This is a genomic window from Bradyrhizobium sp. SMVTL-02 (assembly GCF_051853005.1).
Classification (GTDB): domain Bacteria; phylum Pseudomonadota; class Alphaproteobacteria; order Rhizobiales; family Xanthobacteraceae; genus Bradyrhizobium.
Window position 1 is genome coordinate 3,879,367 of record NZ_CP182469.1, and the last position, 21,502, is coordinate 3,900,868.

General features: G+C 65.8%; 26 protein-coding genes and 1 pseudogene. 13 read left to right on the forward strand and 14 right to left on the reverse strand.

Translation table 11 applies throughout. The features are described from left to right. Nucleotides 1-102: 102 nt before the first annotated feature. Nucleotides 103-1,065, reverse strand: a complete 963-nt coding sequence (locus ACNJYB_RS18170) for an alpha/beta hydrolase (protein WP_439375174.1) — start codon at nucleotides 1,063-1,065, stop codon at nucleotides 103-105. 118 nt (nucleotides 1,066-1,183) lie between these two features. On the opposite strand from ACNJYB_RS18170, the gene ACNJYB_RS18175 reads away from it, so the two are divergent. The 3 genes from ACNJYB_RS18175 to ACNJYB_RS18185 all read left to right on the forward strand — a co-directional run bounded on the left by ACNJYB_RS18175 (nucleotide 1,184) and on the right by ACNJYB_RS18185 (nucleotide 2,886). Then, nucleotides 1,184-1,861 (forward strand): nitroreductase, encoded by a 678-nt coding sequence (locus tag ACNJYB_RS18175; protein WP_439375175.1) that lies wholly within the window; start codon nucleotides 1,184-1,186, stop codon nucleotides 1,859-1,861. Between the two features lie 131 nt (nucleotides 1,862-1,992). Beyond that, nucleotides 1,993-2,193, forward strand: a complete 201-nt coding sequence (locus tag ACNJYB_RS18180) for a hypothetical protein (RefSeq protein WP_439375176.1) — start codon at nucleotides 1,993-1,995, stop codon at nucleotides 2,191-2,193. A 102-nt stretch (nucleotides 2,194-2,295) separates the two neighbouring features. Continuing rightward, a complete protein-coding gene (locus ACNJYB_RS18185; protein WP_439375177.1) occupies nucleotides 2,296-2,886 on the forward strand; it encodes an NADPH-dependent FMN reductase in 591 nt (196 codons plus the stop codon). Here the strand turns inward: ACNJYB_RS18185 and ACNJYB_RS18190 are convergent. Further along, a pseudogene (locus tag ACNJYB_RS18190) lies at nucleotides 2,883-3,722 on the reverse strand (methyl-accepting chemotaxis protein); the annotation flags it as partial. The gene ACNJYB_RS18185 and the pseudogene ACNJYB_RS18190 sit on opposite strands and share 4 nt — an antisense overlap. Next, nucleotides 3,716-4,156, reverse strand: a complete 441-nt coding sequence (locus ACNJYB_RS18195) for a DUF1810 domain-containing protein (RefSeq protein WP_439375178.1) — start codon at nucleotides 4,154-4,156, stop codon at nucleotides 3,716-3,718. The gene ACNJYB_RS18195 and the pseudogene ACNJYB_RS18190, both read right to left, overlap by 7 nt. A gap of 194 nt (nucleotides 4,157-4,350) precedes the next feature. On the opposite strand from ACNJYB_RS18195, the gene ACNJYB_RS18200 reads away from it, so the two are divergent. The 3 genes from ACNJYB_RS18200 (at nucleotide 4,351) to ACNJYB_RS18210 (ending at nucleotide 7,252) form a co-directional block, all read left to right on the forward strand. Continuing rightward, a complete protein-coding gene (locus ACNJYB_RS18200) occupies nucleotides 4,351-5,304 on the forward strand; it encodes a DUF2778 domain-containing protein (RefSeq protein WP_439375179.1) in 954 nt (317 codons plus the stop codon). A 65-nt stretch (nucleotides 5,305-5,369) separates the two neighbouring features. After that, nucleotides 5,370-5,627 carry a hypothetical protein gene (locus tag ACNJYB_RS18205; protein WP_258761899.1) on the forward strand — a complete coding sequence of 86 codons (258 nt, stop codon included), beginning with the start codon at nucleotides 5,370-5,372 and terminating at the stop codon, nucleotides 5,625-5,627. A 533-nt stretch (nucleotides 5,628-6,160) separates the two neighbouring features. Then, nucleotides 6,161-7,252: a TRAP transporter substrate-binding protein gene (locus ACNJYB_RS18210; RefSeq protein ID WP_439375180.1), complete on the forward strand. Its 1,092-nt coding sequence runs from the start codon at nucleotides 6,161-6,163 to the stop codon at nucleotides 7,250-7,252. 163 nt (nucleotides 7,253-7,415) lie between these two features. Here ACNJYB_RS18210 and ACNJYB_RS18215 read toward each other — a convergent pair whose 3' ends face one another. From ACNJYB_RS18215 to ACNJYB_RS18240, 6 genes are all read right to left on the reverse strand, one after another. After that, the gene (locus tag ACNJYB_RS18215) at nucleotides 7,416-8,198 is read right to left on the reverse strand and encodes an ABC transporter ATP-binding protein (RefSeq protein WP_439375181.1); all 783 of its coding nucleotides are present in this window, start codon (nucleotides 8,196-8,198) and stop codon (nucleotides 7,416-7,418) included. Next, on the reverse strand, nucleotides 8,186-9,241 hold the full coding sequence (locus ACNJYB_RS18220) for a dihydrodipicolinate synthase family protein (protein WP_439375182.1): 1,056 nt from the start codon (nucleotides 9,239-9,241) through the stop codon (nucleotides 8,186-8,188). Before ACNJYB_RS18220 ends, ACNJYB_RS18215 begins: the two co-directional genes overlap by 13 nt. 6 nt (nucleotides 9,242-9,247) lie before the next feature. Beyond that, nucleotides 9,248-10,069 carry a GNAT family N-acetyltransferase gene (locus ACNJYB_RS18225; protein WP_439375183.1) on the reverse strand — a complete coding sequence of 274 codons (822 nt, stop codon included), beginning with the start codon at nucleotides 10,067-10,069 and terminating at the stop codon, nucleotides 9,248-9,250. Next, the gene (locus tag ACNJYB_RS18230) at nucleotides 10,056-11,093 is read right to left on the reverse strand and encodes an NAD-dependent epimerase/dehydratase family protein (protein WP_439375184.1); all 1,038 of its coding nucleotides are present in this window, start codon (nucleotides 11,091-11,093) and stop codon (nucleotides 10,056-10,058) included. The genes ACNJYB_RS18225 and ACNJYB_RS18230 overlap by 14 nt, the downstream gene beginning before the upstream one ends. A 14-nt stretch (nucleotides 11,094-11,107) precedes the next feature. Further along, nucleotides 11,108-11,878: an ABC transporter permease gene (locus tag ACNJYB_RS18235; protein WP_439375185.1), complete on the reverse strand. Its 771-nt coding sequence runs from the start codon at nucleotides 11,876-11,878 to the stop codon at nucleotides 11,108-11,110. 82 nt (nucleotides 11,879-11,960) lie between these two features. Beyond that, on the reverse strand, nucleotides 11,961-12,608 hold the full coding sequence (locus ACNJYB_RS18240; RefSeq protein ID WP_439375186.1) for a TetR/AcrR family transcriptional regulator: 648 nt from the start codon (nucleotides 12,606-12,608) through the stop codon (nucleotides 11,961-11,963). Nucleotides 12,609-12,708: 100 nt separating this feature from the next. On the opposite strand from ACNJYB_RS18240, the gene ACNJYB_RS18245 reads away from it, so the two are divergent. From ACNJYB_RS18245 to ACNJYB_RS18265, 5 genes are all read left to right on the forward strand, one after another. Further along, entirely contained in the window at nucleotides 12,709-13,713 is a 1,005-nt protein-coding gene (locus ACNJYB_RS18245) for an ABC transporter substrate-binding protein (RefSeq protein WP_439375187.1), read from the forward strand. Nucleotides 13,714-13,913: 200 nt separating this feature from the next. Continuing rightward, a complete protein-coding gene (gene minC / locus ACNJYB_RS18250) occupies nucleotides 13,914-14,612 on the forward strand; it encodes a septum site-determining protein MinC (RefSeq protein ID WP_439375188.1) in 699 nt (232 codons plus the stop codon). A 21-nt stretch (nucleotides 14,613-14,633) separates the two neighbouring features. Further along, nucleotides 14,634-15,449: a septum site-determining protein MinD gene (gene minD, locus ACNJYB_RS18255; protein WP_018644673.1), complete on the forward strand. Its 816-nt coding sequence runs from the start codon at nucleotides 14,634-14,636 to the stop codon at nucleotides 15,447-15,449. Beyond that, entirely contained in the window at nucleotides 15,446-15,727 is a 282-nt protein-coding gene (gene minE, locus ACNJYB_RS18260; protein WP_018644672.1) for a cell division topological specificity factor MinE, read from the forward strand. The genes minD and minE overlap by 4 nt, the downstream gene beginning before the upstream one ends. 179 nt (nucleotides 15,728-15,906) lie before the next feature. After that, the gene (locus ACNJYB_RS18265; protein WP_439375189.1) at nucleotides 15,907-16,092 is read left to right on the forward strand and encodes a hypothetical protein; all 186 of its coding nucleotides are present in this window, start codon (nucleotides 15,907-15,909) and stop codon (nucleotides 16,090-16,092) included. A 369-nt stretch (nucleotides 16,093-16,461) separates the two neighbouring features. Here the strand turns inward: ACNJYB_RS18265 and ACNJYB_RS18270 are convergent, their stop codons facing one another. Beyond that, entirely contained in the window at nucleotides 16,462-16,854 is a 393-nt protein-coding gene (locus ACNJYB_RS18270) for a hypothetical protein (RefSeq protein ID WP_439375190.1), read from the reverse strand. Nucleotides 16,855-16,982: 128 nt separating this feature from the next. Between ACNJYB_RS18270 and ACNJYB_RS18275 the strand changes: the two genes are divergently transcribed. Continuing rightward, nucleotides 16,983-17,768, forward strand: a complete 786-nt coding sequence (locus ACNJYB_RS18275; RefSeq protein WP_439375191.1) for an SDR family NAD(P)-dependent oxidoreductase — start codon at nucleotides 16,983-16,985, stop codon at nucleotides 17,766-17,768. On the opposite strand, the gene ACNJYB_RS18280 is transcribed toward ACNJYB_RS18275, so the two are convergent. Then, complete coding sequence (locus ACNJYB_RS18280) at nucleotides 17,769-17,999, reverse strand: DUF6894 family protein (RefSeq protein ID WP_439375192.1); 231 nt, start codon at nucleotides 17,997-17,999, stop codon at nucleotides 17,769-17,771. 411 nt (nucleotides 18,000-18,410) lie between these two features. Continuing rightward, the gene (locus tag ACNJYB_RS18285; protein WP_439375193.1) at nucleotides 18,411-19,466 is read right to left on the reverse strand and encodes a hypothetical protein; all 1,056 of its coding nucleotides are present in this window, start codon (nucleotides 19,464-19,466) and stop codon (nucleotides 18,411-18,413) included. Nucleotides 19,467-19,787: 321 nt separating this feature from the next. Between ACNJYB_RS18285 and ACNJYB_RS18290 the strand changes: the two genes are divergently transcribed. After that, entirely contained in the window at nucleotides 19,788-20,384 is a 597-nt protein-coding gene (locus ACNJYB_RS18290) for a L,D-transpeptidase (protein WP_439375194.1), read from the forward strand. Between the two features lie 52 nt (nucleotides 20,385-20,436). Here ACNJYB_RS18290 and ACNJYB_RS18295 read toward each other — a convergent pair whose 3' ends face one another. Then, nucleotides 20,437-20,871 carry a COG4315 family predicted lipoprotein gene (locus ACNJYB_RS18295; RefSeq protein ID WP_439375195.1) on the reverse strand — a complete coding sequence of 145 codons (435 nt, stop codon included), beginning with the start codon at nucleotides 20,869-20,871 and terminating at the stop codon, nucleotides 20,437-20,439. 116 nt (nucleotides 20,872-20,987) lie between these two features. After that, complete coding sequence (locus ACNJYB_RS18300) at nucleotides 20,988-21,443, reverse strand: MarR family winged helix-turn-helix transcriptional regulator (protein ID WP_439375196.1); 456 nt, start codon at nucleotides 21,441-21,443, stop codon at nucleotides 20,988-20,990. Nucleotides 21,444-21,502: the final 59 nt, after the last annotated feature.

Below are 21,502 nucleotides of genomic sequence, written 5' to 3' on the forward strand. Positions count from 1 at the left end.
CCGGGGCCTGGCCAACCGGATAGCTCGACCGCCGGTGTGGCTGGAAACCCGGATTACGCTTCGCTCCATCCGGGCTACGGGCTACGAAGTTCGTCGCATTCGCTATACCCCGCGCGCGAGCAGCGCCTTGAAGTCGGCGCGTGCACGCTGGGCCTCGGCGCGTGCGACGTCCGAGGCATCGCCCATGCCGAAATAGCCGTGGATCAGGCCTGGGCCTTCATGGTGCTTGACCCGCACGCCGGCGGCCTCGAGCGCCCGCGCATAGGCTGTGCCCTCATCGCGCAGGGGATCGAACCAGGCGGTGGTGACGACCGCGGGCGCGAGGTCTGCGAGGGATGGCGCGCGCAGCGGCGAAACGCGCCAGTCGTGCGCGTGAGCGGGATCGGCGAGATAATGGCCGCAGAACCATTCCATCGTGGCGCGCGTCAGGAAGTAGCCTTCGGCATTCTCGGCACGTGAGGGAAAGCGCGCGTTCTCGCCCGCATCGGCGTAAGCGCCTACGACGTCGGTCACGGGATAGACCAGCAGCTGCGCAGCGAGCCGGATGCCGGCATCGCGGCAGGCGATCGCCGTCGTCGCCGCGAGATTGCCGCCGGCGCTGTCGCCGGCAACGCCGAAGCGTTTTGCGTCGCCGCCAAATTCCGCGACGCGGCCAAACACGTCGCGCACCGCGGCAAAAGCATCCTCGAAGGCGCCCGGAAAGCGCGTCTCCGGCGGACGGCGATAGTCGACGGAGACGACGACCGCGCTGGTCTCGATCGCGAGATTGCGCGCCTGCCGGTCGTGAGTCTCGAGATCGCCCGCGACCCATCCGCCGCCGTGGAAGAACACAACGGTGGGCGCGGGCGTCGTGCCGGCACGATAGACGCGCGCATCGAGCGGGCCTGCACCGCCTTTCAGCTTGATATCCTGCACATGATCGACCGGCGGCGGCGGGATGGCGGCGCGCGAGGCAGCCAGTGCGCGCAAGGAATCGCGGGCGCTCTGCGGCGTCATGACCGCGGGATCGCGCATCGGCATCAGGGGAATGATCTGGGCGATGATGGGATCGAGCGGCGCGGCCATGGGCAGTCCTCACAGGGTTCTTGGTCTTGCTTGCGGGTTAGCATAGATTTTGCGCGCCGCATCGGCAACCGGCCACGTGTTGTGATGCGCGGGGATGAACGGGCAGGGAGGCCAAGGAGTGGAATTCGAGACGCTGGTCCAGTCGCGCCGCAGCGTGCGCGGTTTCAGAAACGAGCCGGTGCCGCGCGCGGTGATCGAGGCGATCATCGAGAGCGCCAAGCGCGCGCCGTCGTCGATGAACACCCAGCCCTGGCACGTTCACGTGCTCACGGGCGCGCCGCTCGAAGAAGTACGCCGCCGCAACATGGAGGAGATGATCGGCGGCGCCAAGGTCAAGCGCGACATCATCAGCCATGGCGAATACCAGGGCGTGCATCGCTCGCGGCAGGTCGACATCGCCAAGAAGCTGTTCGGCGCGATGGGGATTGCGCGCGACGACAAGCCGATGCGCCAGGACTGGGTGCTGCGCGGTTTCCGCCAGTTCGACGCGCCGGTCTCGCTGGTACTGACCTATGACCGCGTGCTCGATCCCGGCGCGGTCTGCCATTTCGATCTCGGCGCGCTCTGCTACGGCATCGTGCTCGCAGCCTGGGATCGGGGCCTCGGCTCCGTCATCAACGGCCAGGGCATCATGCGCTCCGACATCGTGCGGGAAGTCGCCGATATTCCGGAGGACGAGGTCATCATGACCTGCGTCGCCATGGGCTATCCCGACGACAGCTTTGCTGCGAACGCGGTTCGCTCGGACCGCGAGCACAACGACGAGTTCGTGCGTTACGTGGGTTTTGCGGATTAGCACGACAAAGAGAGGATTGTTCTTCGGCAAAATTTTTGGTGCGGAGGCGTCAGCAAGCTCTTGCAATCTCGATCGTGCGGGAGGAACAATATGCGGGCTGAAAGGTTTGTTGCTGGCGCGAGGGAATTGATATGCGGCGGCTGGCTAGCCTGGTGCGACGGTTGTTCGGCCCGCGAGTGCGGCGTCCGATCGATGATGATCCCAGCCTTCCTTTCACATCCGACGAGTTCGGGCGGCTGATCCGGAGCGGCAAACGCGAGGACATGAAGCGGCTGGCCGAAGGTCTGGCCTGCAACTCGATTCCGCGCGCCAAATACCGCGCCACGCACTAGAGCGCCACGCACCGAAGCTGCGTTGCCCTGGACCGCGGCCGCGGGCGATAGCCCGACAAATCGGTCGGGCGCGCCGCCTGCTTTCATGCTAGCCTGCCAGCCATGAGCAATCGCATCCTCGTCCTCTACGGTTCCTATCGTTCCGACCGCATGGGCATCCGCCTTGCGAATTTCGTCATCGATCGCCTTCGCAGCCGCGGAGAAGAGGTCGAGTTCATCGACGCCAAGGCCATCGGCCTGCCGATGCTCGACCGCATGTACAAGGAATATCCCAAGGGCGCGGCACCCGAGGCGCTGGAGAAGCTGGCCGGGCAGATCCGCGGCGCCGACGGGTTCGTCTTCGTCACCGGCGAATACAATTGGGGCATTCAGCCCGGCCTGAAAAACTTGACCGACCACTTCCTCGAAGAGTGGTTCTGGCGCCCGGCCGCGATCGTGAGCTATTCCGCCGGCCGCTTCTCGGGCGCGCGGGCGGCGACCGCCTGGCACGGCACGCTGTCGGAGATGGGCATGGTGGTGGTGTCGAGCACGATCGGCGTCGGCCCGATCGCGCAGACCTTGTCGGCGGACGCCGAGCCGATCGGCGAGGGCGGCAAGGCGCTGGAACACGCATTCCCGCGCTTTGCCGATGACCTCACCTGGTGGATCGAGGCGGCGAAGGCGCAGCGGGCACGCAAGGCGCCGCCGTATTAGGCGGCCCTGACCTCGCCGAGGAAGCGGTCGAACTGACCGGCGAGATCGCGCGACTGGGTCGAGAGCTGCTCGGCGGCGCCGAGCACTTCCCTGGCGGCGGCTCCGGTATCGTCGGCGGCGCGCTGCACGCCTGAAATGTTGGTGTTGACCTCCTGGGTGCCGCGGGCGGCCTCCTGGACGCCGCGGGCGATCTCCTTGGTCGCCGAGCCCTGTTCTTCGATTGCAACCGCAATCGCGGTGCCGATCTGGTCGATCTCGGCGATGACGTCGGCGACGTTGCGGATCGCGGCCACGGTCTCGTCGCTCGCGGTCTGGATCGCGGTGATCTGCTCGGAGATGTCGGTCGTGGCCTTGGCAGTCTGGCCCGCTAGCGATTTCACTTCGGAGGCGACCACGGCAAAGCCGCGGCCGGCATCGCCGGCGCGGGCGGCCTCGATGGTCGCGTTCAGCGCCAGCAAATTGGTCTGCTCGGCGATGCTCTGGATCAGCGGGACGACGTCGCCGATCTTCTGCGCGCCCTCGGCGAGCGCGCGTGCGGTGTCGCCGGTGCGGCGGGCGTTGTCGACGGCGCGGGCCGCGATCTCGGTGCTTTGCGCGACCTGGCGGCCGATCTCGGCGATGGAGGAGGTGAGCTCTTCGGTCGCGCTTGCGACCGTCTGGACGTTGGTCGAGGTCTGCTCGGAAGCGGCGGCGACGACGGCGGCGGCCTGGCTGTTGGTCTGGGCTGCCGTCGAGGTCATCGATTGCGCCGTGCTCTCCATGGTGGAGGACGCCCGGGCCAGGCCACGACGAGCTCGGTGACCTTGGCCTCGAACGCCGGAGAGGCGCGCTAGCGCGGCGCCTGGTCGAGCCTGGCCAGGATCTCCAGCGTCGCGCCGTCGCGCTCGCCTGCGAAATAGCGGGCGAGCGCCTGATCAAAGACGGGCTCGTCGGACACCGCGTTGAACAGCGTCATCGACGACCGGAATTTGGCGTCATCAGGCGCGCCGAGGATCGCGTTGATGGTGCGCCCTTCGACCGCGAGCACGAGGCGTGTGCATTCGATCAGGCGCGGGCCAAGGACTGGATGGGCGAGGTAGGCCACGGCCTCCGCGCGCGAGCCGATGGCGTAGCGCTGCGACATGGCGCTGAAGCCGAGCCCGGCTACTTGCGGGAAAACGAACCACATCCAGTGGCTCTGCTTCCGGCCCCGGGCCAGCTCGCCCTGGACGTCGCGAAAAACCGGGTTTTGAGCCTGGACGAACCGTTCTAGGTCGAAAGTATCGGTCATTGGATACCCCCGGAGCTGTCTCACCGGCCGCGATTATGCCTCACTTTTGGCTCCCAATGTGGTAGCTGGTATAGAGTCTCTCCGGGTGGGGGTTGGGTCCCCCGGGGGGTCGATTTGGGGATCTGATGGTTTCCGACGCAGCGCACGCCGAGAGGCTGTTGTCGCGCCGCCGTATTGGGCGAGCGGAGACGATAGTGCTGTCTTTGGCCGCCGTCGCGCTGGCGCTGGGCGCTGCTGCCTGGGTCGCCGATTTCGGCGATTCGACCCCGCTGGTCACTGCCGCCCTGCCGCCGGCCAATACTCCTTCGTTCGAGGACCGTTTCGCATCGGCGTCTGCGAACCCGCCGGCCCGCGAGCTCGGCCTGCGCGCGCTGGAGCGCTCCGCCATGAACGCGGTCCAGCTCAAGCTGCGCGACGCCAAGGCGATGCTCGCGCAGAAGCTCCAGGGCGACGAGTGGCGCTCGACCCTGACCGAGGACGACCGCACCGCAGTCGTCGAGGAGCCGCGACCCGCGCAGCGTGCCGATGCCGTCCCGATGCCGCGCTCGCGGCCGGTCCAGGCGGATTTGTCGGCTCAGATCGCCTCGAGCCAGGCCTATGCCGACACCAATCCCAAGGTCGACAACCGCAACTTCTTCGAGAAATTCACCGACAAGATCAGGCTGGCCTCCCTGACCCCCGGCGACGGCCTGCTCGGCAAGGCACCGGACCTCGCCGCGCTCGGCTATGATTCGCGCACGGCGGTCTACGACATCTCGGCCAAGGCGCTGTACCTGCCGAGCGGCGTCGCGCTGGAAGCGCATTCGGGCATGGGCGCGATGATGGACGACCCCCAGCATGTCGACCAGCGCATGGTCGGTGCGACCCCGCCGGCAACCTACGATCTGAAGCCGCGCGAAAAGCTATTCCACGGCGTCCGCGCACTGCGCATGACTCCCACCGATGGGACCAGCGCACTCGGCCGCGTCGGCCTGCTCACCCACAGTTACATGCTCGGGCCCCGCGGCGATTCCAACGGCTGCGTCTCGATCAAGGACTATGATCGCTTCCTGAAGGCGTACGACAACGGCGAGTTCAACCGCCTGGTCGTGGTGCCCAGCCTGAGCGGATCGGCGACCGCCTCGCGGCGCGCCAGCACCGCCTCCTGATATTGCTCGCCGCGGCGGGGCTGCCGTTTCCCCTTCGTTAAGCCGTCATCGTCCAGAAGCAGCCCATGAGTGATCCAGCAAGCTCCGAAACCCCGCTGCGCACCACGTTCAAGATCAAGCTGAACGGTGACACGCTGGCGATTGCGACCGTCGGACAGGCCTATCAATTCCTGACCAATTTCAAATCTGTCGAGTGGATGGAATTCCGCTCGTTGCACGAGGACGCCGTTCACGCGCTGGAAGGCGCGGCCGGCAACGCCATGCTGGCGGTGCAGGCGACCAACGCCGTGCGCGCGCTGTTCGTGAGCGCCAAGCTGCTCTGAGCAGGGTGTCCTTCCACTCCAGGTCGTTGCGATGTTTCCACATCGTCATTGCGAGCGCAGCGAAGCAATCCAGAATCTTCCCGCGGAGGCAGACCCGATTGCTTCCCTGCGCTCGCAATGACGGAGATCGGGGCGCGATCGTGCGCACTCTCGAGCATGCGGCGCGCGGTGACACCGCGCGCCGTGTTGTTCGTGATCTCGCGCCGTTCACTGCCTGCCGTCGCAGCGCCGGTCGTCATCGTCATGGAAGTCGTGGTCGTCGCCGCGCCTGAAGCCGGGGTCGATGCAGGCGAAACTGCCGGCGTCGTTGGTCGGGCCGCTGCCCTTGTAGGATGCGATCTTCGGATAGACGCAGAGCGGCCGCGTGCCGCTGGCCGGGAAGTCGCCGTTTTGCCGGCCGATGGCCGCGGCGCCATGCGTTCTGGCAGCTTGAACTCTGCCTCAGGAACGGGCAAACGGTCCGCCAAGGCCGTGGCCAAAGCCGGTTCACAACGCCACCCATTTCGAGCCTGACGTCAAGGGAGAGCCCCATCGTGAAACGCCGTACATTCCTCAAGGGCGGCGCGGTCGCCGGCGCGACGACGCTGGTTGCTGCCCCTGCGATCGCGCAGAGCGCGCCCGAGATCAAATGGCGCCTGACCTCGAGCTTCCCGAAGTCGCTCGACACCATCTACGGCACGGCGCAGACCTTCGCGAAATACGTGGCCGAGGCCACGGACAACAAATTCCAGATCCAGACGTTTGCGGCGGGCGAGCTCGTTCCCGGCCTGCAGGCGCTCGACGCAGTCAGCGTTGCCTCGGTCGAGATGGCGCAGACCCCGCTCTATTTCTACGTCGGCAAGGAGCCGGCGCTGGCTTACGCCACCGGCGCGCCGTTCGGGATGAACCATCGCCATCAGGAGTCCTGGTGGTATTTCGGCGGCGGTGCCGATCTCGCCAACGAGGCGCTGAAGCCGTTCAAGGCGCACGCCATCCTGTGCGGCAATTCCGGCACCCAGATGGGCGGCTGGTTCCGCAAGGAGATCAAGACCGTCGACGATCTCAAGGGTCTCAAATTCCGCATCGCCGGCATGGGCGGCCATGTGCTGGCGCGGCTCGGCGTGGTGCCGCAGCAGCTCGCCGGCGGCGACGTCTATTCGGCGCTGGAGAAAGGCTCGATCGACGCCGCCGAATTCGTGGGTCCCTATGACGACGAGAAGCTCGGCTTCCAGAAGGTCGCAAAGTACTACTACTTCCCCGGCTGGTGGGAAGGCGGCGCCATGCTGCACATGATCGTCAATGACGAGAAGTGGGCGTCGCTGCCGAAGCAATATCAGGCCATTCTCAACCAGGCCGGCTCTGCGGCCGGCGCCTGGATGCTGGAGAAGTATGACAGCGTGAACCCGGCGGCGCTGAAGCGGCTGATTGCCAACGGCGCCGAGCTGAAGGCATTCCCGCAGCCGGTGCTGGAGGCCTGCTACAACGCCACCCAGGAGCATCTGAACGAGCTCGCCGGCAAGAGCGACCTGTTCAAGCGCACCAAGGACAGCCACGACGCATATATGAAGGAGCTGCTGTTCTACACGCAGATCGCGGAGAATTTTTACGACAACTACTTGCTCAGCAAGATGCGCAACAAGACCTGAGCACGGCGGGCGTGGTCGTTAGGCCGCGCCCTGGAAACTGCACCGTCATTCCGGGGCGCGCCTGTTGGCGCGAACCCGGAATCCATTCACCGATCTGCTGCCCGATGGATTGCGGGCTTGCAACTTCGCCCCGGAATGACGGCAGAGGGGCGATCGCAGTGTATCAGGCCGCCCCCAAGCCCAACTTCGCATAGATCCGCCTTGCATAGGCGCCGAACGCGTCGGTGGTCTTCAGAGGCAGGTCGCGCGGGAAGGGCAGGTCGATCGGGAAATAATCGGCCATCTTGGCCGGGCCCGCGGTCAGCACGGCGCAGTGCGAGGACAGGAACACGGCTTCCTGGATCGAATGCGTGACGAAGATGATGGTCTTGCCGCTCTCGCGCCAGATCCGCAGCATCTCCAGGTTCATCTGCTCGCGCGTCAGCGCATCGAGCGCCCCGAACGGCTCGTCCATCAGGATCAGCTTGGGATCGTGGATGAAGGCGCGCGCGATGGCGGTGCGCTGCTGCATGCCGCCGGAGAGCTGCTGCGGATATCTCTGTTCGTAGCCGGCGAGTCCGACCAGGTTGAGCAGGTCGCGCGCCCGCTCGCGCGCGGCCTTCATCGGCAGTCCGACAATCTCCGCCGGCAGCAGCACGTTGTCCAGGATGGTGCGCCATTTCAGCAGCAGCGCCTGCTGGAACACCATGCCGATGTCGCGGGTCGGATCGAACGGGCTCTTGGCGTGTCCTATTCTGACGGTGCCGCCGTCGGCGCCGTGCAGGCCGGCTAAGATCTTCATCACCGTCGTCTTGCCGCAGCCGGAGGGGCCGACCAGCGAGACGAGCTCACCTTCCTGCACGTCCATGGTGACGTCGGAAACGGCGAGAAACCCCGCGCCGCCGCTGCGGTAGACTTTTCGCACGCCTCGCAGGCTGATGAAGGGCTCGGCCGTCATGCCAGCCATTTGTCCAGATTGGCGGCGACGAACGCGTCGTCGCTGAGGTCGGCATGCTCGCGGCAGACGCGGTCGATCTCCTCCTTCTGGCCGGGGCTGAGGCCCTCGTTCGGATCGAGGCACCACAGGCCCTGCATCAGGCCCTGGCGCCGCAGCACCTCGTGGCAGCCGGCGATGCAGCCGTGAAAATTGTTGGCGACGTCGAAGAAGGCGCTGTTGCAATCGGTGACGCGGGCATCGAGCGCGAGCAGATCGGCCGGCACGCTGTCCTGGTGCCGCGCCTGTTTGCAGCGCTCGAACTGCTTGATCGCTTCGGCCGTCCATACCGACCAGTGGCCGAGCAGGCCGCCCTTGAAATAGGTGCGCGTGGTGACGCCCTTGTCGCGCAGGTCGAACGGCAGCATCAGGTCGAGCAGGATGTGGTCGTCATTGCCGGTGTAGAGCGCGACGCGATCGAGCGCGCCGGCGGCCGCGACGCCGCGCAGCACGTCGAGGGTGCGATAGCGGTTGAACGGCGCGATCTTGATGGCGATAACATTGTCGATCGCGGCGAAGCGCTGCCAGAACCGGCTCGACAGGATGACGCCGCCGACGGCGGGCTGAAGGTAGAAGCCGACCAGCGGGATCTCGGCGGCGACCGCCGTGCAATGCGCGATGATGTCGTCCTCGGAAGCGCTCTTCATCGCGGCAAGGCTGAGCAGGCCGGCGTGATAGCCGATATCGCGTGCGGTGCGGGCCTCGCTGACTGCTTGCGTTGTGGGGCCCGCGAGACCCGCAACCATCGCCAGCGGACGCCTGGTCCAGCTCGCCGCGGTCTCGGCGGCGAGCTCGAGCACGGGGCGGTAGAGACCGACGTCGCGGATCGCGAATTGCGTGGTGTGCACGCCGACGGCAAGGCCGCCAGAGCCGGCGTCGATGTAATAGCGCGTCAGCGCGCGCTGATGCCGTTTGTCGAGCCGGCGCTCGGCGGTGAGGGCGAGGGGATGGGCCGGCAGCACGGTACCGTCGGCGATCAGCTTGCGGACGTCTGCGTTGATCTGGCTGTGGTGCATGATGTCCTATCCGAATTCGGGTCCGGCGACGGCGAAGGGCAGCTCCGCACCGGCGGACGTGGCGGGGCCGAAGCGCATGCGCTGGAACGGGCGCTCGATGGTCCAGCCCGAGGCAGTCAATCCCTCCAGGAACGCGGCTTGCGAGGCAACAGCGTCGATCAGGAGAGGGGCGGTCTCGGAGCGTGCGATCGCGTGAACCAGGTCCAGCCCTTCGGCAGCATGATCGGCAAACAGCGGGCCGATATGGCGCGCAGTCCTGCCGTCGCGGACCAGCGCGATCGCGCCGTTGGCGGCGACGATGCGCGAGCCGGAGCGCCGTGCGAAGGCGGAGAGGAGGGCAGTTCGATCGAAGCCGGTGGCGCGCAGGTCCCGTGCACGAAGCGCATCGATGCCAGCCGATGACGGCGGCGGCCCTTCGGCCCGCGCGGGCCTCACCAGCTTCAGCCGGCGCAATTGCAGCGTCGGCGTGAACCCGAGCGGCCCGTAGACGGCGGCGCCATCAGGCGTGGCGTCGAGCCAGCTGGTCAGACCGTTCTTGCGCGCGGTTTCCAGGCAGGCGTCGACGAGGCGCGTTGCAAGGCCGCGGCGGCGATGCGTTGCCGAGACCAGCACCATGCTGATCCAGGCGTTGTTGCCGGAATAGGGCAGCAGCGCCGCGGTCGCGACCAGCCGCATGCCGTCGCGGATGCCGAACACGACGCCATCGCGCAGGAAGATGCGCCAGTCCTCTTCGGTCTGGTTCCAGTGTGCCTCAGTCGACAGCGAGAGCCCGGGGATCGCGTCTTTGGCGCCGAGCTTGAGGATAAGCGGACCGTCAGTAGCGGCCATCGCGCACCTCGTATTTGGTGGGCTTGCCGAGGCTCGGCATGGCGCGGGAGACCCAGTCCGCGGTCCAGGCGATCAGCTGCTCGGTGCCGACCACTGGCCGGCCGAACAGTTCGACGGCCTTGGACGTGTCCGTGAGCCACGCGGTCGGCTCCTCCTTGCCGGTCAGCACCGGCGTGCGGCCGAACCTTGCGCCGAACTTTTGCGCGAGATCGCGCACCGCAAGAATCTCGTCGCCGCTGACATTGATCGGCGAGGTCGGTGCCGTGCAATGGGCGAGGCACCGCAGTGCCTGCGCGGAGGCATCGCCCTGCCAGATGACATTGACGTGACCGATGCCGACGTCGATCGGCGAACCGTTCAGGAGCTTCGTGGCGATGTCGTGCAGCACGCCGTAGCGCATGTCGATCGCGTAATTGAGCCGGAACAGCCGGCCCGGCGTCGAATACTTGCGCGAAAAATATTCGAACATGCGCTCGCGGCCGACGCAGGATTGGGCGTATTCGCCGGGCGGATTCGGCGCCATCTCCTCTGTCGAGCCCTTGCCGTCAACGGGGACGAACGGATAGACGCAGCCGGTCGAGAACGCCACGATCCGCGACGCGGAGAAGGCCTGCGCGACCAGCGCCGGCACATGCGCGTTCATCGCCCAGGTCAGCGACAGATCGCCCTCGGCGCCGAATTTTCTGCCGGCCATGAAGATGATGTTGGGCGCCTTCGGCAGGGCGTTGATCGCGGCCTCATCCAGCAGGTCGCAATTGATGGTGTCGACACCGCGCGCGTGCAGCCAGTCCTTGACGCTCGCGTCGCTGAAGCGGGCGACGCCGATGACGCGGCGATCGGGCGCGGCCGCCTTCGCAAGTCCGGCCAGCGTCGGTCCCATCTTGCCGGCGACGCCGAGAATCATGATGTCGCCCTCGACCTTGTTGAGGTCGTCGATCAGCGCCTGCGTCGGCCGGCACAGGAGATCGTCGAGGGCTGCGATATCGGGAATGGTTTTCGGCAGCGTCTGGCGGGTGAGGAGCATCGATCGGTCCTTCGTTAGGCTTGTCTGGCATCGCCGACCACGAACATGCGTTCGAGCGCGAGCACGAGGCCGTAGAGGGCGACGCCGAGCAGCGTCAGCAGCACCACGGCCATCACCATCGCGGGCGTGTCGAGCGAGGACTGCACCTGGATCATGAGGTAGCCGAGCCCGCGCTCGGACGCGATGAACTCGCCGACGATGGCGCCGGCGACGGCAAGGATGGCGCCGACCTTCATGCCGGAGAACACGTAAGGCAGCGATCCCGGCAGCTGGATCTTGCGGAACAGCGTCCAGCGCGAACCGCGCAGCGATTTGACGAGGTCGAGCAGGTCAGGCTCGACCTCGCGCAGGCCCCGCGCAGTGGTGAGCAGGATCGGGAAGAAGCAGATGCTGAAGGCGATCAGGATGTTCGGCACGATGCCGTAGGAGAACCAGACGATGAAGAGCGGGCCGAGCGCGACCTTCGGGATCATGTTCAGCGTCACGAACAGCGGCAGCAGCACGAGGCTGACCAGCGGCGCCCAACTGAAGATCACCGCGAGCCCGACGCCGACGAAGGCGCCGAGCGCAAAGCCGCCGAGGATTTCGACCGCGGTGACCACCGTGTTGGCACCCCAGGCGTAGCTCGCGGTTCCCAGTGTCTGCACCGTCGCAAGCGGCGAGGGCAGGATGAATTTCGGCACGTGGAAGGCATCGACCAGGACCTGCCAGAGCACGAGCACGGCAAGATGCACGATCAGGATGACCGCAAAGCTGCGCGCGGTGCGTGCCCCGTCGGCTGCCACGTTCTGCTCCCTGTTGTTCGCGGCCTCTTGGCCACGATCTCAGCGTAACCGGCCTTGGGGCAAGTTTCAACCAGTTGGTTGATTATGGCCGGAGCGACTGCATCACGAGATCGACCACATGGCGGCGGCGGGCGCGGCGCTGGGCGCGGCTCGACAGGTCCTTGCCGAAGATCGCCGACAGCGTCGGCGTGTTGGAAAAGAAGAAATAGCTGAGGCCCGCGATGGAGATGTAGAGCTGGACGGGGTCGATCCCCTTGCGGAAAAGTCCGCCGCGCACGCCTTCATGGAGGATGTGGGACACGCTTTTGACCAGCGGCGAATGCATCGCCTCCAGCCGGGTGGAGCCGCGGACGTGGCGGGCGCCGCCGCGGTTCTCGTCGTTCAGAAGCACGATGAAATCCGGGTTTGCCGCGAGGTGATCGAACGAGGCCTCGATCAGCCGGCGGATCGCCTTGTCCGGCGGCAGGCCTTCGAGATTGAGCTTGCGCTCCTGCTCGCGGATGTCCTCATAGACCCATTCGAGCACGGCGAGGTACAGCGCGTCCTTGTCGCCGAAATAGTGATAGACGAGCTGCTTGTTGACGGCTGCGCGCTCGGCGATCTCGTCGACGCGGGCGCCGGCCAGGCCGTGCCGTGCGAATTCGAGGCGCGCCGCGGTGAGCAGCTTCTTGCGGGTGGCGACGGGATCGCGCCGCTGCGGCGCGGTGTCGCCAGATCGTTTTGCGGGCATTTTCAACCAAACAGTTGACAAGCGGGAGGCGGACTTGTTGCATTGGTATCCTCACAAGGGGAGAGCGACAAGCCGGGTCGCTGGCAATGAGGAGGATGCGATGAAGCGTTTTCAGGCGGCCTTTATGGCGCTAGTGCTCGGCTTGCCGGCGGTGCCGGCGAGCGCAGGCGAGGCAGTCAATCTGATCCTGAATTGGACGCCGACCGCCGACCATTCGCCGTACTACTACGCCAAGGCCCAGGGCTGGTACGAGAAGGCCGGCATCGACCTCACCATCGAGACCGGCAAGGGCTCCGGCGTCTCCGCCGCCAAGGTCGGCTCGGGCGGCTCGCCGTTCGGCGTCGCCGATCTCGCCACCATGCTGGTGGCCAAGAGCAAGGGCGCCGACGCCGTCGCGGTGATGAGTGTCTATGCCAATACCGGCCAGACCTTCTACTGGCTGAAGAGCTACGGCGTGAACGGCGTCAAGGACTTTGCCGGCCACAAGATCGGCAATCCGCCCGGCGATGCCTCGCGCGTGATGTGGCCGGCCTTTGCCAAGGCCGCAGGCCTCGCGCCCGATGCCGTCGGCTTCGTCAATGTCGGGCCGACTGCGAAGATCGCGGCCCTGAAGAGCCACACCGTGGACATCATCAGCGACTTCTACAACGAGCACGATCTCAAGGTGATCGAGTTCGGGCAAGATCTCGGCTATGTCAACTGGAAGGACATCGGCCTCAATCCATACGGCAACTCGCTGATCGTCAACGGTGCGTATCTGCAGAAGAACCCGAAGCTGGTCGAGGATTTCGTCCGCATCACGCAGAAGGCCTTTGCCGCCTGCGTGGCCGACGCCGCGCCGTGCCTGAAGGCGCTGCTCGACCAGGTCTCCGGCCTCGACAAGGAGAACCAGGAGCGGCAGTGGGAGCGCATCAAGTTCCTGATGACCGACGAGTTCACCACCACCAAGGGCCTCGGCTGGATCGACGGCGAACGTATGAAGAAGGACTATGATCTGGTCCAGACGTACCTGGGCATGGAGAAGCCGTTCGACGTGACCACTGCGTTCACGACCAAGATGCTGGATCCCGGCATCAAGATGGATGCGAGCAAGGTGAAGAAGTAGGGGGCAGTAGCAGCCCATACTCCGTCATTGCGAGCGCAGCGAAGCAAATCCAGGGTCTTTCCGGGGGGGGGGGGGACGGCTGTGTCGCGTCGATCGCACACGGCGAGCCTCTCGACGGAATCTCTCGGAGGCATTAACGGGCCGTTAACCAAATCCGCCGCATCGTTAACCATTCAATAACGGGGAACGAGTCGGCCGCTATGGAGGCTGCAGCAAAAGTCCAACGCCAGATGGTGCGCCTGCGGGGGCGCTCCTATGTCGCCTTCGTGTTCGTGCCGACGGTTCCGATCCAGGACTGGCTCCAGGAGATCGACACCACCATCGCGCGTTCGCCGGGCTTCTTTGCCGGCCGACCCGTGGTGATCGACCTGTCCTCGGTCGATCTCAGCCAGGCCGGTATCGCCCATCTGCTCGCCAGCCTGCAGGACCGTAACATCCGCGTGCTCGGCATCGAGGGCGTCGAGGAGGGGCGGCTGACGGCGATGATGCCGCCGCTGCTGACGGGCGGGCGCAGCTGCGTGGTCGAGCCGAGCGCGGCCAAGAAGCCTGAGGCGAAGGCCGAGACCAAGCCCACCTCGCTGCTGCTCGAGGCCCCCGTGCGCTCGGGCCAGACCGTGATCTTTCCCGAAGGCGACGTCACCATTCTCGGCTCGGTCGGATCCGGCGCCGAGGTCGTCGCCGGCGGCTCCATCCACGTCTACGGCGCGCTGCGCGGCCGCGCCATGGCGGGCGTGAACGGTCACACCAGCGCGCGCATCTATTGCCAGAAGATCGAGGCCGAACTGCTTGCAATCGATGGGTTTTACCAGACCGCGGACGACATCGACGCCGCCCTGCGCGGCAAGCCGGCGCAGGCCTGGCTGCAGGGGAATACCATGCGAATTACAGCACTGAACTGACCAGCAAAGGAGACATTTCAGATGAGTAAGGTACTGGTCGTGACATCAGGCAAGGGCGGGGTCGGCAAGACCACGACGACCGCCGCGCTGGGAGCCGCACTGGCTCAGCGCGGCGACAAGGTCGTCGTCGTCGATTTTGACGTCGGCTTGCGCAACCTCGATCTCGTGATGGGCGCCGAACGCCGCGTCGTCTTCGATCTCATCAACGTGGTGCAGGGCGTCGCAAAGCTGCCGCAGGCCCTGATCAAGGACAAACGGCTCGAGAATCTCTGGCTGCTGCCGGCCTCGCAAACCCGCGACAAGGACGCGCTGACGGAAGAGGGCGTCGGCAAGGTCATCGCCGACCTGCGCAGCCGCTTCGACTGGGTGATCTGCGATAGCCCGGCCGGCATCGAGCGCGGCGCCTCCATGGCGATGCGCTTCGCGGATGAGGCCGTGATCGTCACCAATCCGGAAGTCTCCTCGGTGCGCGATTCCGACCGCATCATCGGCATGCTCGACTCCAAGACGGTGCGGGCCGAGAAGGGCGAGCGGGTCGAGAAGCACATTCTCATCACCCGCTACGATCCCTCCCGCGCCGCGCGCGGCGAGATGCTGACGATCGACGACATCCTCGAGATCCTCGCAACACCGTTGCTCGGCATCATCCCCGAGAGCCAGGACGTGTTGAAGGCCTCCAACGTCGGCACGCCGGTGACCCTGTCGAATGCGGATGGAGCGCCGGCGCGGGCCTATATGGACGCGGCCAAGCGCCTTTGCGGGGAGAACGTGACGATGCACGTTCCCGCCGAGCGCAGAGGTCTGATGGATCGTCTCCTGCGACGGAGGGCTGCATGAGCATGGGTCTGCTTCGGCTACTCCGCGGCAACAAGGCCTCGGCACCGGTCGCGCGCGAACGGTTGCAGATCCTGCTTGCGCATGAACGCGGAATGCGCGGCCAGCCCGACCTGCTCGGTGTGCTGCGTGAGGAAATCCTCGCCGTCGTGTCCAAGCACGTGACGCTGGACCCGACCAAGGTCATCGTCCGGCTCGAGCGCGGCGACGAGGTCTCGACCCTGGAGGTCGATATCGAGGTGCCCAACGACATCGAGCGCAAGAAAGTGGCGGTCGCCTAGGGGACGCGACCGACGACCCGCAGGTTTGGGGTGGGTGAGAAGGCGGTCCGCCGGGCATGGCGGGTCGCCTCTGTCATGTGTTCCGGTCTGGACGGAACGGGACCCGGGACTCCGTCGTTTTAGGACAGACGCGGGGCAATCGAGCGAACCCCATGCTTCCGTCAAATGGGAGAGCGCCCATGATGTCCGAGGTCCAGGTCCATACCGTTGCGCGGCAGATGCTCGAAAAGCACGGTTTTGCTGCGATTGCGAAGGCCGCGGAGCAGGCTCAGGCCTGCGAGGGCAGGGGCGAGGCGGACGAGGCCAAGGAGTGGCGCCATATCGTCGACGCCATGAAGATCATGCGCGGTCCGCACCAGAGCTGACCGCGGGAACGGGAGCGCTAGCGCTCCTCACGATCCGTTCCCTGTGCAGGGGCGCGGTGTTGGGTCTACGGCTGCCCGCGTTCGCAGCTTTCCCTGCAGGGAAGTTGCTGCCACGTACCGTCCGGCGCCTTGGGGCGGCGGTTCCGCCGCGCGATGCTTGATGCTTAACGGCTAGAAAAACCCGGTGAAGCCTCGTTCTGACTGACGCGGAACGGGGCTCCAGCTTGTTGTATTACGCTTTTTCTTGACGGATCGGTATCCGCTTCGCGCGAAAGCGCCGCTCAAGCGCGATGGGATTCGAGTGAGTCGTCATCGCGCTTTGGGTTGTTGTTTGCGCATGATCCGCTTCGCACTTTTCCGGATCATGCTTTAGCCGCCCTTGCTGCGGATCAGGCCGGCGAGGTTGGTCTTCTGGGCCTCGCACCAGCTGGACATGCCGAGACGGCGCTGGTCCATATCGGTGGCCTGGGTCGCGACCGCGACCTCGGCCATCAGATCGTCATCCTGCTTCTCGCCCATCTTGCCGCCGGTGTGCATCCAGGCAATCGCCTTGCGCACCTTCTCGGTGGTGCCGTCGGGCAGCTGCATCTGCTGCGCCTTCTGCACAAGGTCCTGATAGACGAGATCGGTGCCGGGACATTCGACCTTGGCGGCGAAGGCCTGGAGAACCATGGTCACGTAGCTCGCCCGCGGCGGCGCGTCCCCGGCCAGGGCCGGCCCGGCCAGCAGCAACAGGCCCGTCGTCAGAAAACCCATGCGCATCCTTGGTACCTCCTCGATTTTTGGAGGAGGCTAGCGTCCGGTACGCCGGTCCGCAATGGTGCGGGCGCGCAATTGTCGTGCCTCGTTGCTGCGCGCTAGATTGGTGGCAGAGGACCCCGGAGAGCGACATGAGCCTGTTCAGTGCGCCGTTCGATTCCGCAACCGACACCGCGCTCGTCACCGGCGCCGGCAACGGCATCGGCCGCGCGATCGCGCGGGCGCTGGTCGGCGAGGGCTTGCGAACCGTGTTTGCCGATATCAGCGCGGAACGGGTGAGTGGCGCGATCGCTGCGAGCGCGAGGCCCGAGTTGGCGGTGCCCTGGGTCGGGGATCTCGCGAAGCTCGACGCCTGCGACGCGCTGCTGGCCGCCTCTCATGCTTCGCTGGGAGAGGTGACGCATTTCGTGCACAGCGCCTCGCCGCCGCGGCGCGAGGCCGATCATGCGCTCGCGGTGGATCGCAAGACTTGGGCGGAGATGCACGCGGTCAATCTCGATGCCGGCTTCCATCTGGCGCGCGAGATCGCAAAACGGCTGATCGCGGCGAAGCGGCCCGGCTCGTTCCTGTTCCTCACCTCGCTGCATGCGGGCACGCCGCGCAACCTGCCGCATTACTCGACGGCGAAGGCCGGAATGGCGATGCTGGTGAAGGAGCTGGCGAAGACCTTCGGGCGGTACAACATCCGCGTCAACGCGCTGGTGCCGGGTGCAATTGCAGCGGGCGGGTTCGTTGCGGACGCGTCGCTGGCGAGACACATTCCGCTGGGGCGTCTCGGCGAGCCGAACGACCTCGCGCCGATGGCGCTGAGCGTGCTGTCGAACAAGCTCTCAGCTTACGTCACCGGCGCGGCCTTCGTCGTCGACGGCGGATTGTCGCTGACGAACTGGTTCGAAGCGCCGACCTGTGACGAGTAGCTAGCGTTGCCAGGCCGGCACGGGATCGAGCGGCGTGCGATAGACCTCGTTATGATCGCGATCGGTGACGCGCACCGCGCAACCCTTCTGCTGCAGCTCCGGCTTCACCTGCGACAGCTCGCATGCCAGCTGGTCCGCGCGGTCGGAAGCAACCTCGATGCCCTCGAGGATGATTCCGCCCTGGTTCTTGAACTCTTCACCAACCACAAGATCGAAGGAGTAGTACGGCATCTGAAGTCCCCCGGTGTGACGACCAAGTCTCAGTTGCAGTCCCGAAAGCAAGTCTTGAACACAAGTCTTCAACGGAAGTCCCGACACAACTCGGATGGTACACTGAGTCGATCTTTTTCGAATGAACAAGCCGCACAATCTCTGTGCCTATGGCGCAGAAATGATGTGCAGCAAGCGGGCTCGTTAAGATTTTATTAAATATGTTAACCCGATCATAAGGCATGGAATTGCAACAGAACCGGGCTCCAGGAACCGGCAGTTGCAAGAGAAGGCCGGCGGCATAGATCCCGACGGCCTTTTCTCTTTGATGGAAACGATCATGGCCTCGTTTCCCGTAATAACCCGGACCCAACGCATCACATCGACTCAGACAGCGTTCGTGACGCTGTTGCTCAAAGGCGCGACGAGATTTTAGCGTAGCGGCATCGGCGGGCGCACGACCGGCCCATCGTCATCGGCAACCGCTTGCGCCGTTGTGGCCGGCGGAGCCGACGGCGGGACGGCGGCAGCTTGCGACGGTGGTGGCGGCGGTGCGAGCGGCGCAGGTGAATAGGCCGGCATGTAGGTGTGCGACACGACGGGCTTCGGCTTGCGAACGGGCGGCGGCGTTGGCATTGGTGCGCGAGGCGCGAGCGCGGACGTGCGTGCGCGCGGATCGACGGGCGGCTTCGCTTCGACGACCGGCTTCGGCGCAGGCGGCTTCGCCATCTCGCGCGCCATCTGCTCCTGGCCGGCCTTCAGCTCGGCGATGCCAGCCTTGAGTGTTTCGATCTGCTGCGCCATGGCCGCGAGATCGCGCGTCATGGATTGTACCGACTGTGCTGCGTCGGTCTGTGTTGCCGCGGGCGCGGCTGCCGCAACCTGAACTGCAGGCGCTGGCGCAGGTTGATCGGCCGCAGCTTGTGCCGCAGCTTGATCGATCGGCTGATCCGTTGCGGCTTGCGCCGCGGCGGTGGCGGCCTGCGCGGCGGCGGCCGGTGCCGTTTGGGACGTCGAAGGCAGCAGCGAGGTCAAGACCGGTGTCCACTCCGCGAGCATGTGCCTCGCGGTATCGCCGTGCTTCTCCCAGGCAACCGCGGCAGCCGCGCTGCCGCCGGCAAACAGGAACGTGAGAAAGGCGCCGCGCAGCCACTTGCCGGCAGCGGAACGCCTGGGCCGGCCGGGACCGTCACCGGCCGCGACGCGCACGGCGGTGTCGACCGAGGGCACGGCAGCAGGCGGCTCCAATACGGGACTGAACTTCGGCTCAGGACTGAACTTCGGCTCGTGACCGGCTTTGGGCTCGGTGACGAATTGCGGCTCCGGGCGGGGCGTGATCTCAGGCGCCAAAGCGGGCGCAGCGCCAATGGGGCGCGAGGCCATGATGATCTCGGGCGAGATCTGGATCGCATCGTGCGGATCGTTGTCCTTGACCGTGTCCTTCACGATCTCATCGACGATCTGCTTGCTGTTCAACGTTGCGAGCATCGCAGCTCCTTCGAAGCTTCGTCGTTTCGCATTGGCGCGAGCCGATCTGTTGAGGTGAGCCCCCTCACGGGCAGATGACGCACGAGTCCAGCCGGGTTTGACCAAAGCAAGGCGAGGGGATGGAGATGATGCGACGCTCTTTCGCCGTTTGTGGTGATGGAACCCGGCCGACTGAACACGCGTAATTGTTCCGACCTGCCTTGTTTTCAGCACGATTTGGGCAGCATCTGGCGGGCGCTTCTATCCGCTATCGGGGGGCCGGTGGTGCCAAGATCTGTTCTCGCTCTCTTCGTCGTTGCCTTGCTGCCGCTGGGCGGTTGCATGCAGACGACGCTTTCGCCCTCGACCGACGCGAGCATGACGCCGCGCGACCGGCAGTTACTCGCGCACACGCCTTACGCCCAGGCCAGCGTGCCCGAGCAATATCTGCGTCACATCGTCGATTATCCGCGCAAGGAGCAGCCGGGCACGATCCTGGTCGATACGGATGCGCGCTACCTCTATTTCGTACTGCCCGACGGCAAGGCGATCCGCTACGGCGTCGCGGTCGGGGAGGAGGCAATGGCCTTCTCCGGCGTTGCGCGCGTCGGCCGCCTCGCGGAATGGCCTGACTGGGTGCCGACGGCGGAGATCCAGGCGCGGCTCGGACCGTATCCGGCGCGGGTACCAGGTGGCCCCGCCAATCCGCTGGGCGCGCGCGGCATCTATCTCTATGTCGGCAACAAGGACACGCTCTACCGCATCCACGGCACCAACCAGCCCGAATATATCGGGCAGGCGATCTCGTCGGGCTGCATCCGGATGCGCAACGAGGACGTGATCGATCTCTACGACCGGGTGAAGCTCAATTCGACCGTCGTAGTGCTGCCGCCCGGACAGAATGCGCAGGTCGGCCCAGGCGCGCGTTGGCGCGGCTAGGAGCTGCGCGGTCGGTCAATTCTGTGTCTGGTCGCGCGCGTAATCCGGCGCGCTAGTTCTCTGGCCGCGCGATATGCCACTGCAGGGTCGTGGCCGTGCCGTTGGCATCGCCCGGCGCCTTGTCGGCCGGCGAGGTGTAGAGTGGACGGTAGCGGTACGCCCACATCTTGCTGCCGTCGTTGCGGTTGATCACGGTGAAGTCGCCGACGGCCTTGGCGTCGGCGGTTGCGGCCAGCGGCACCCAGCTCTCCGCGCACTTGCCGTTGCAGTTCGATGTCTTGCCGGTGGTGTCGCGCTCGTAAGTGTAGAGCGTCATGCCCTTGAGATCGACGAGCTTCGGGCCCTGCTTGGTCAGCACCACCCTGGCCGGCGCGATGGTCGCTTCGGGCTTGGGCGGAGGAGGGGCATCTCCGCCGCCATGGCCGTTCGCGCGTGCAGGGAGGGTCGAGAGCGTGATGACCGCGGCGGCAATGAAGAACCTGAACATCCTGGTCTCCGAACGGCAAAGTCAATCGCGCGTTAAGCGCCGAATGGGGCCGACCGTAGCAGCCGAAGGTTAGTTCCAGGTTTCGTCGCACTGCGACGATTACGCACAAAATCTGCTCATTCGCGCAGCGGGGCCCGGCTGAGCTCGTTGCCGGCGGCGATCGCCTTGCGCAAGAGTCGCATCAGCTCCTCGCTTTCCCCCGACGTCAGGCCGCGCAGCATGACGCGCTGCGCGGACTCGACCGCCGGCGTGATCTTGCGCAGCGTGCGCCGGCCCTCGTCGGTGATCTCGAGCTCGCGGGCCCGGCGGTCGCGGGGACTGGCACGGCGCTCGATCAGACCCTTCTGCACCAGGCGATCGATCACGCCGGTGATGGTGGTGCGGTCGTAGGCGATCAGGCCTGCGAGCGTCACCTGGTCGAGCCCAGGATTGGCCTTGATGGTCGCGAGCGCGGCGTATTGCACCGGCGTGAGGTCGAAGCCGGCATCTCCGACCTCGGCCAGGAACACCGCCACCGCGATCTGCTGGAACCGGCGCGCCAGATGCCCGGGCATGTCGTTGTTGTCTTTCACCGAATTCTCCTCGAGTGCAGGGACGGTGCGGATCATTGACAAGTATACTGATAGTCAGC

Bases quoted from the DNA above. Each gene is read 5' to 3' on its own strand.
- ACNJYB_RS18170 (WP_439375174.1), bottom strand. From the start codon at position 1,065: ATGGCCGCGCCGCTCGATCCCATCATCGCCCAGATCATTCCCCTGATG.
- ACNJYB_RS18180 (WP_439375176.1), top strand. From the start codon at position 1,993: ATGCGGCGGCTGGCTAGCCTGGTGCGACGGTTGTTCGGCCCGCGAGTG.
- ACNJYB_RS18185 (WP_439375177.1), top strand. From the start codon at position 2,296: ATGAGCAATCGCATCCTCGTCCTCTACGGTTCCTATCGTTCCGACCGC.
- ACNJYB_RS18195 (WP_439375178.1), bottom strand. From the start codon at position 4,156: ATGACCGATACTTTCGACCTAGAACGGTTCGTCCAGGCTCAAAACCCG.
- ACNJYB_RS18205 (WP_258761899.1), top strand. From the start codon at position 5,370: ATGAGTGATCCAGCAAGCTCCGAAACCCCGCTGCGCACCACGTTCAAG.
- ACNJYB_RS18215 (WP_439375181.1), bottom strand. From the start codon at position 8,198: ATGGCTGGCATGACGGCCGAGCCCTTCATCAGCCTGCGAGGCGTGCGA.
- ACNJYB_RS18220 (WP_439375182.1), bottom strand. From the start codon at position 9,241: ATGCACCACAGCCAGATCAACGCAGACGTCCGCAAGCTGATCGCCGAC.
- ACNJYB_RS18225 (WP_439375183.1), bottom strand. From the start codon at position 10,069: ATGGCCGCTACTGACGGTCCGCTTATCCTCAAGCTCGGCGCCAAAGAC.
- ACNJYB_RS18230 (WP_439375184.1), bottom strand. From the start codon at position 11,093: ATGCTCCTCACCCGCCAGACGCTGCCGAAAACCATTCCCGATATCGCA.
- ACNJYB_RS18240 (WP_439375186.1), bottom strand. From the start codon at position 12,608: ATGCCCGCAAAACGATCTGGCGACACCGCGCCGCAGCGGCGCGATCCC.
- ACNJYB_RS18245 (WP_439375187.1), top strand. From the start codon at position 12,709: ATGAAGCGTTTTCAGGCGGCCTTTATGGCGCTAGTGCTCGGCTTGCCG.
- minC (WP_439375188.1), top strand. From the start codon at position 13,914: ATGGAGGCTGCAGCAAAAGTCCAACGCCAGATGGTGCGCCTGCGGGGG.
- minD (WP_018644673.1), top strand. From the start codon at position 14,634: ATGAGTAAGGTACTGGTCGTGACATCAGGCAAGGGCGGGGTCGGCAAG.
- minE (WP_018644672.1), top strand. From the start codon at position 15,446: ATGAGCATGGGTCTGCTTCGGCTACTCCGCGGCAACAAGGCCTCGGCA.
- ACNJYB_RS18265 (WP_439375189.1), top strand. From the start codon at position 15,907: ATGATGTCCGAGGTCCAGGTCCATACCGTTGCGCGGCAGATGCTCGAA.
- ACNJYB_RS18270 (WP_439375190.1), bottom strand. From the start codon at position 16,854: ATGCGCATGGGTTTTCTGACGACGGGCCTGTTGCTGCTGGCCGGGCCG.
- ACNJYB_RS18275 (WP_439375191.1), top strand. From the start codon at position 16,983: ATGAGCCTGTTCAGTGCGCCGTTCGATTCCGCAACCGACACCGCGCTC.
- ACNJYB_RS18280 (WP_439375192.1), bottom strand. From the start codon at position 17,999: ATGCCGTACTACTCCTTCGATCTTGTGGTTGGTGAAGAGTTCAAGAAC.
- ACNJYB_RS18285 (WP_439375193.1), bottom strand. From the start codon at position 19,466: ATGCTCGCAACGTTGAACAGCAAGCAGATCGTCGATGAGATCGTGAAG.
- ACNJYB_RS18290 (WP_439375194.1), top strand. From the start codon at position 19,788: ATGCAGACGACGCTTTCGCCCTCGACCGACGCGAGCATGACGCCGCGC.
- ACNJYB_RS18295 (WP_439375195.1), bottom strand. From the start codon at position 20,871: ATGTTCAGGTTCTTCATTGCCGCCGCGGTCATCACGCTCTCGACCCTC.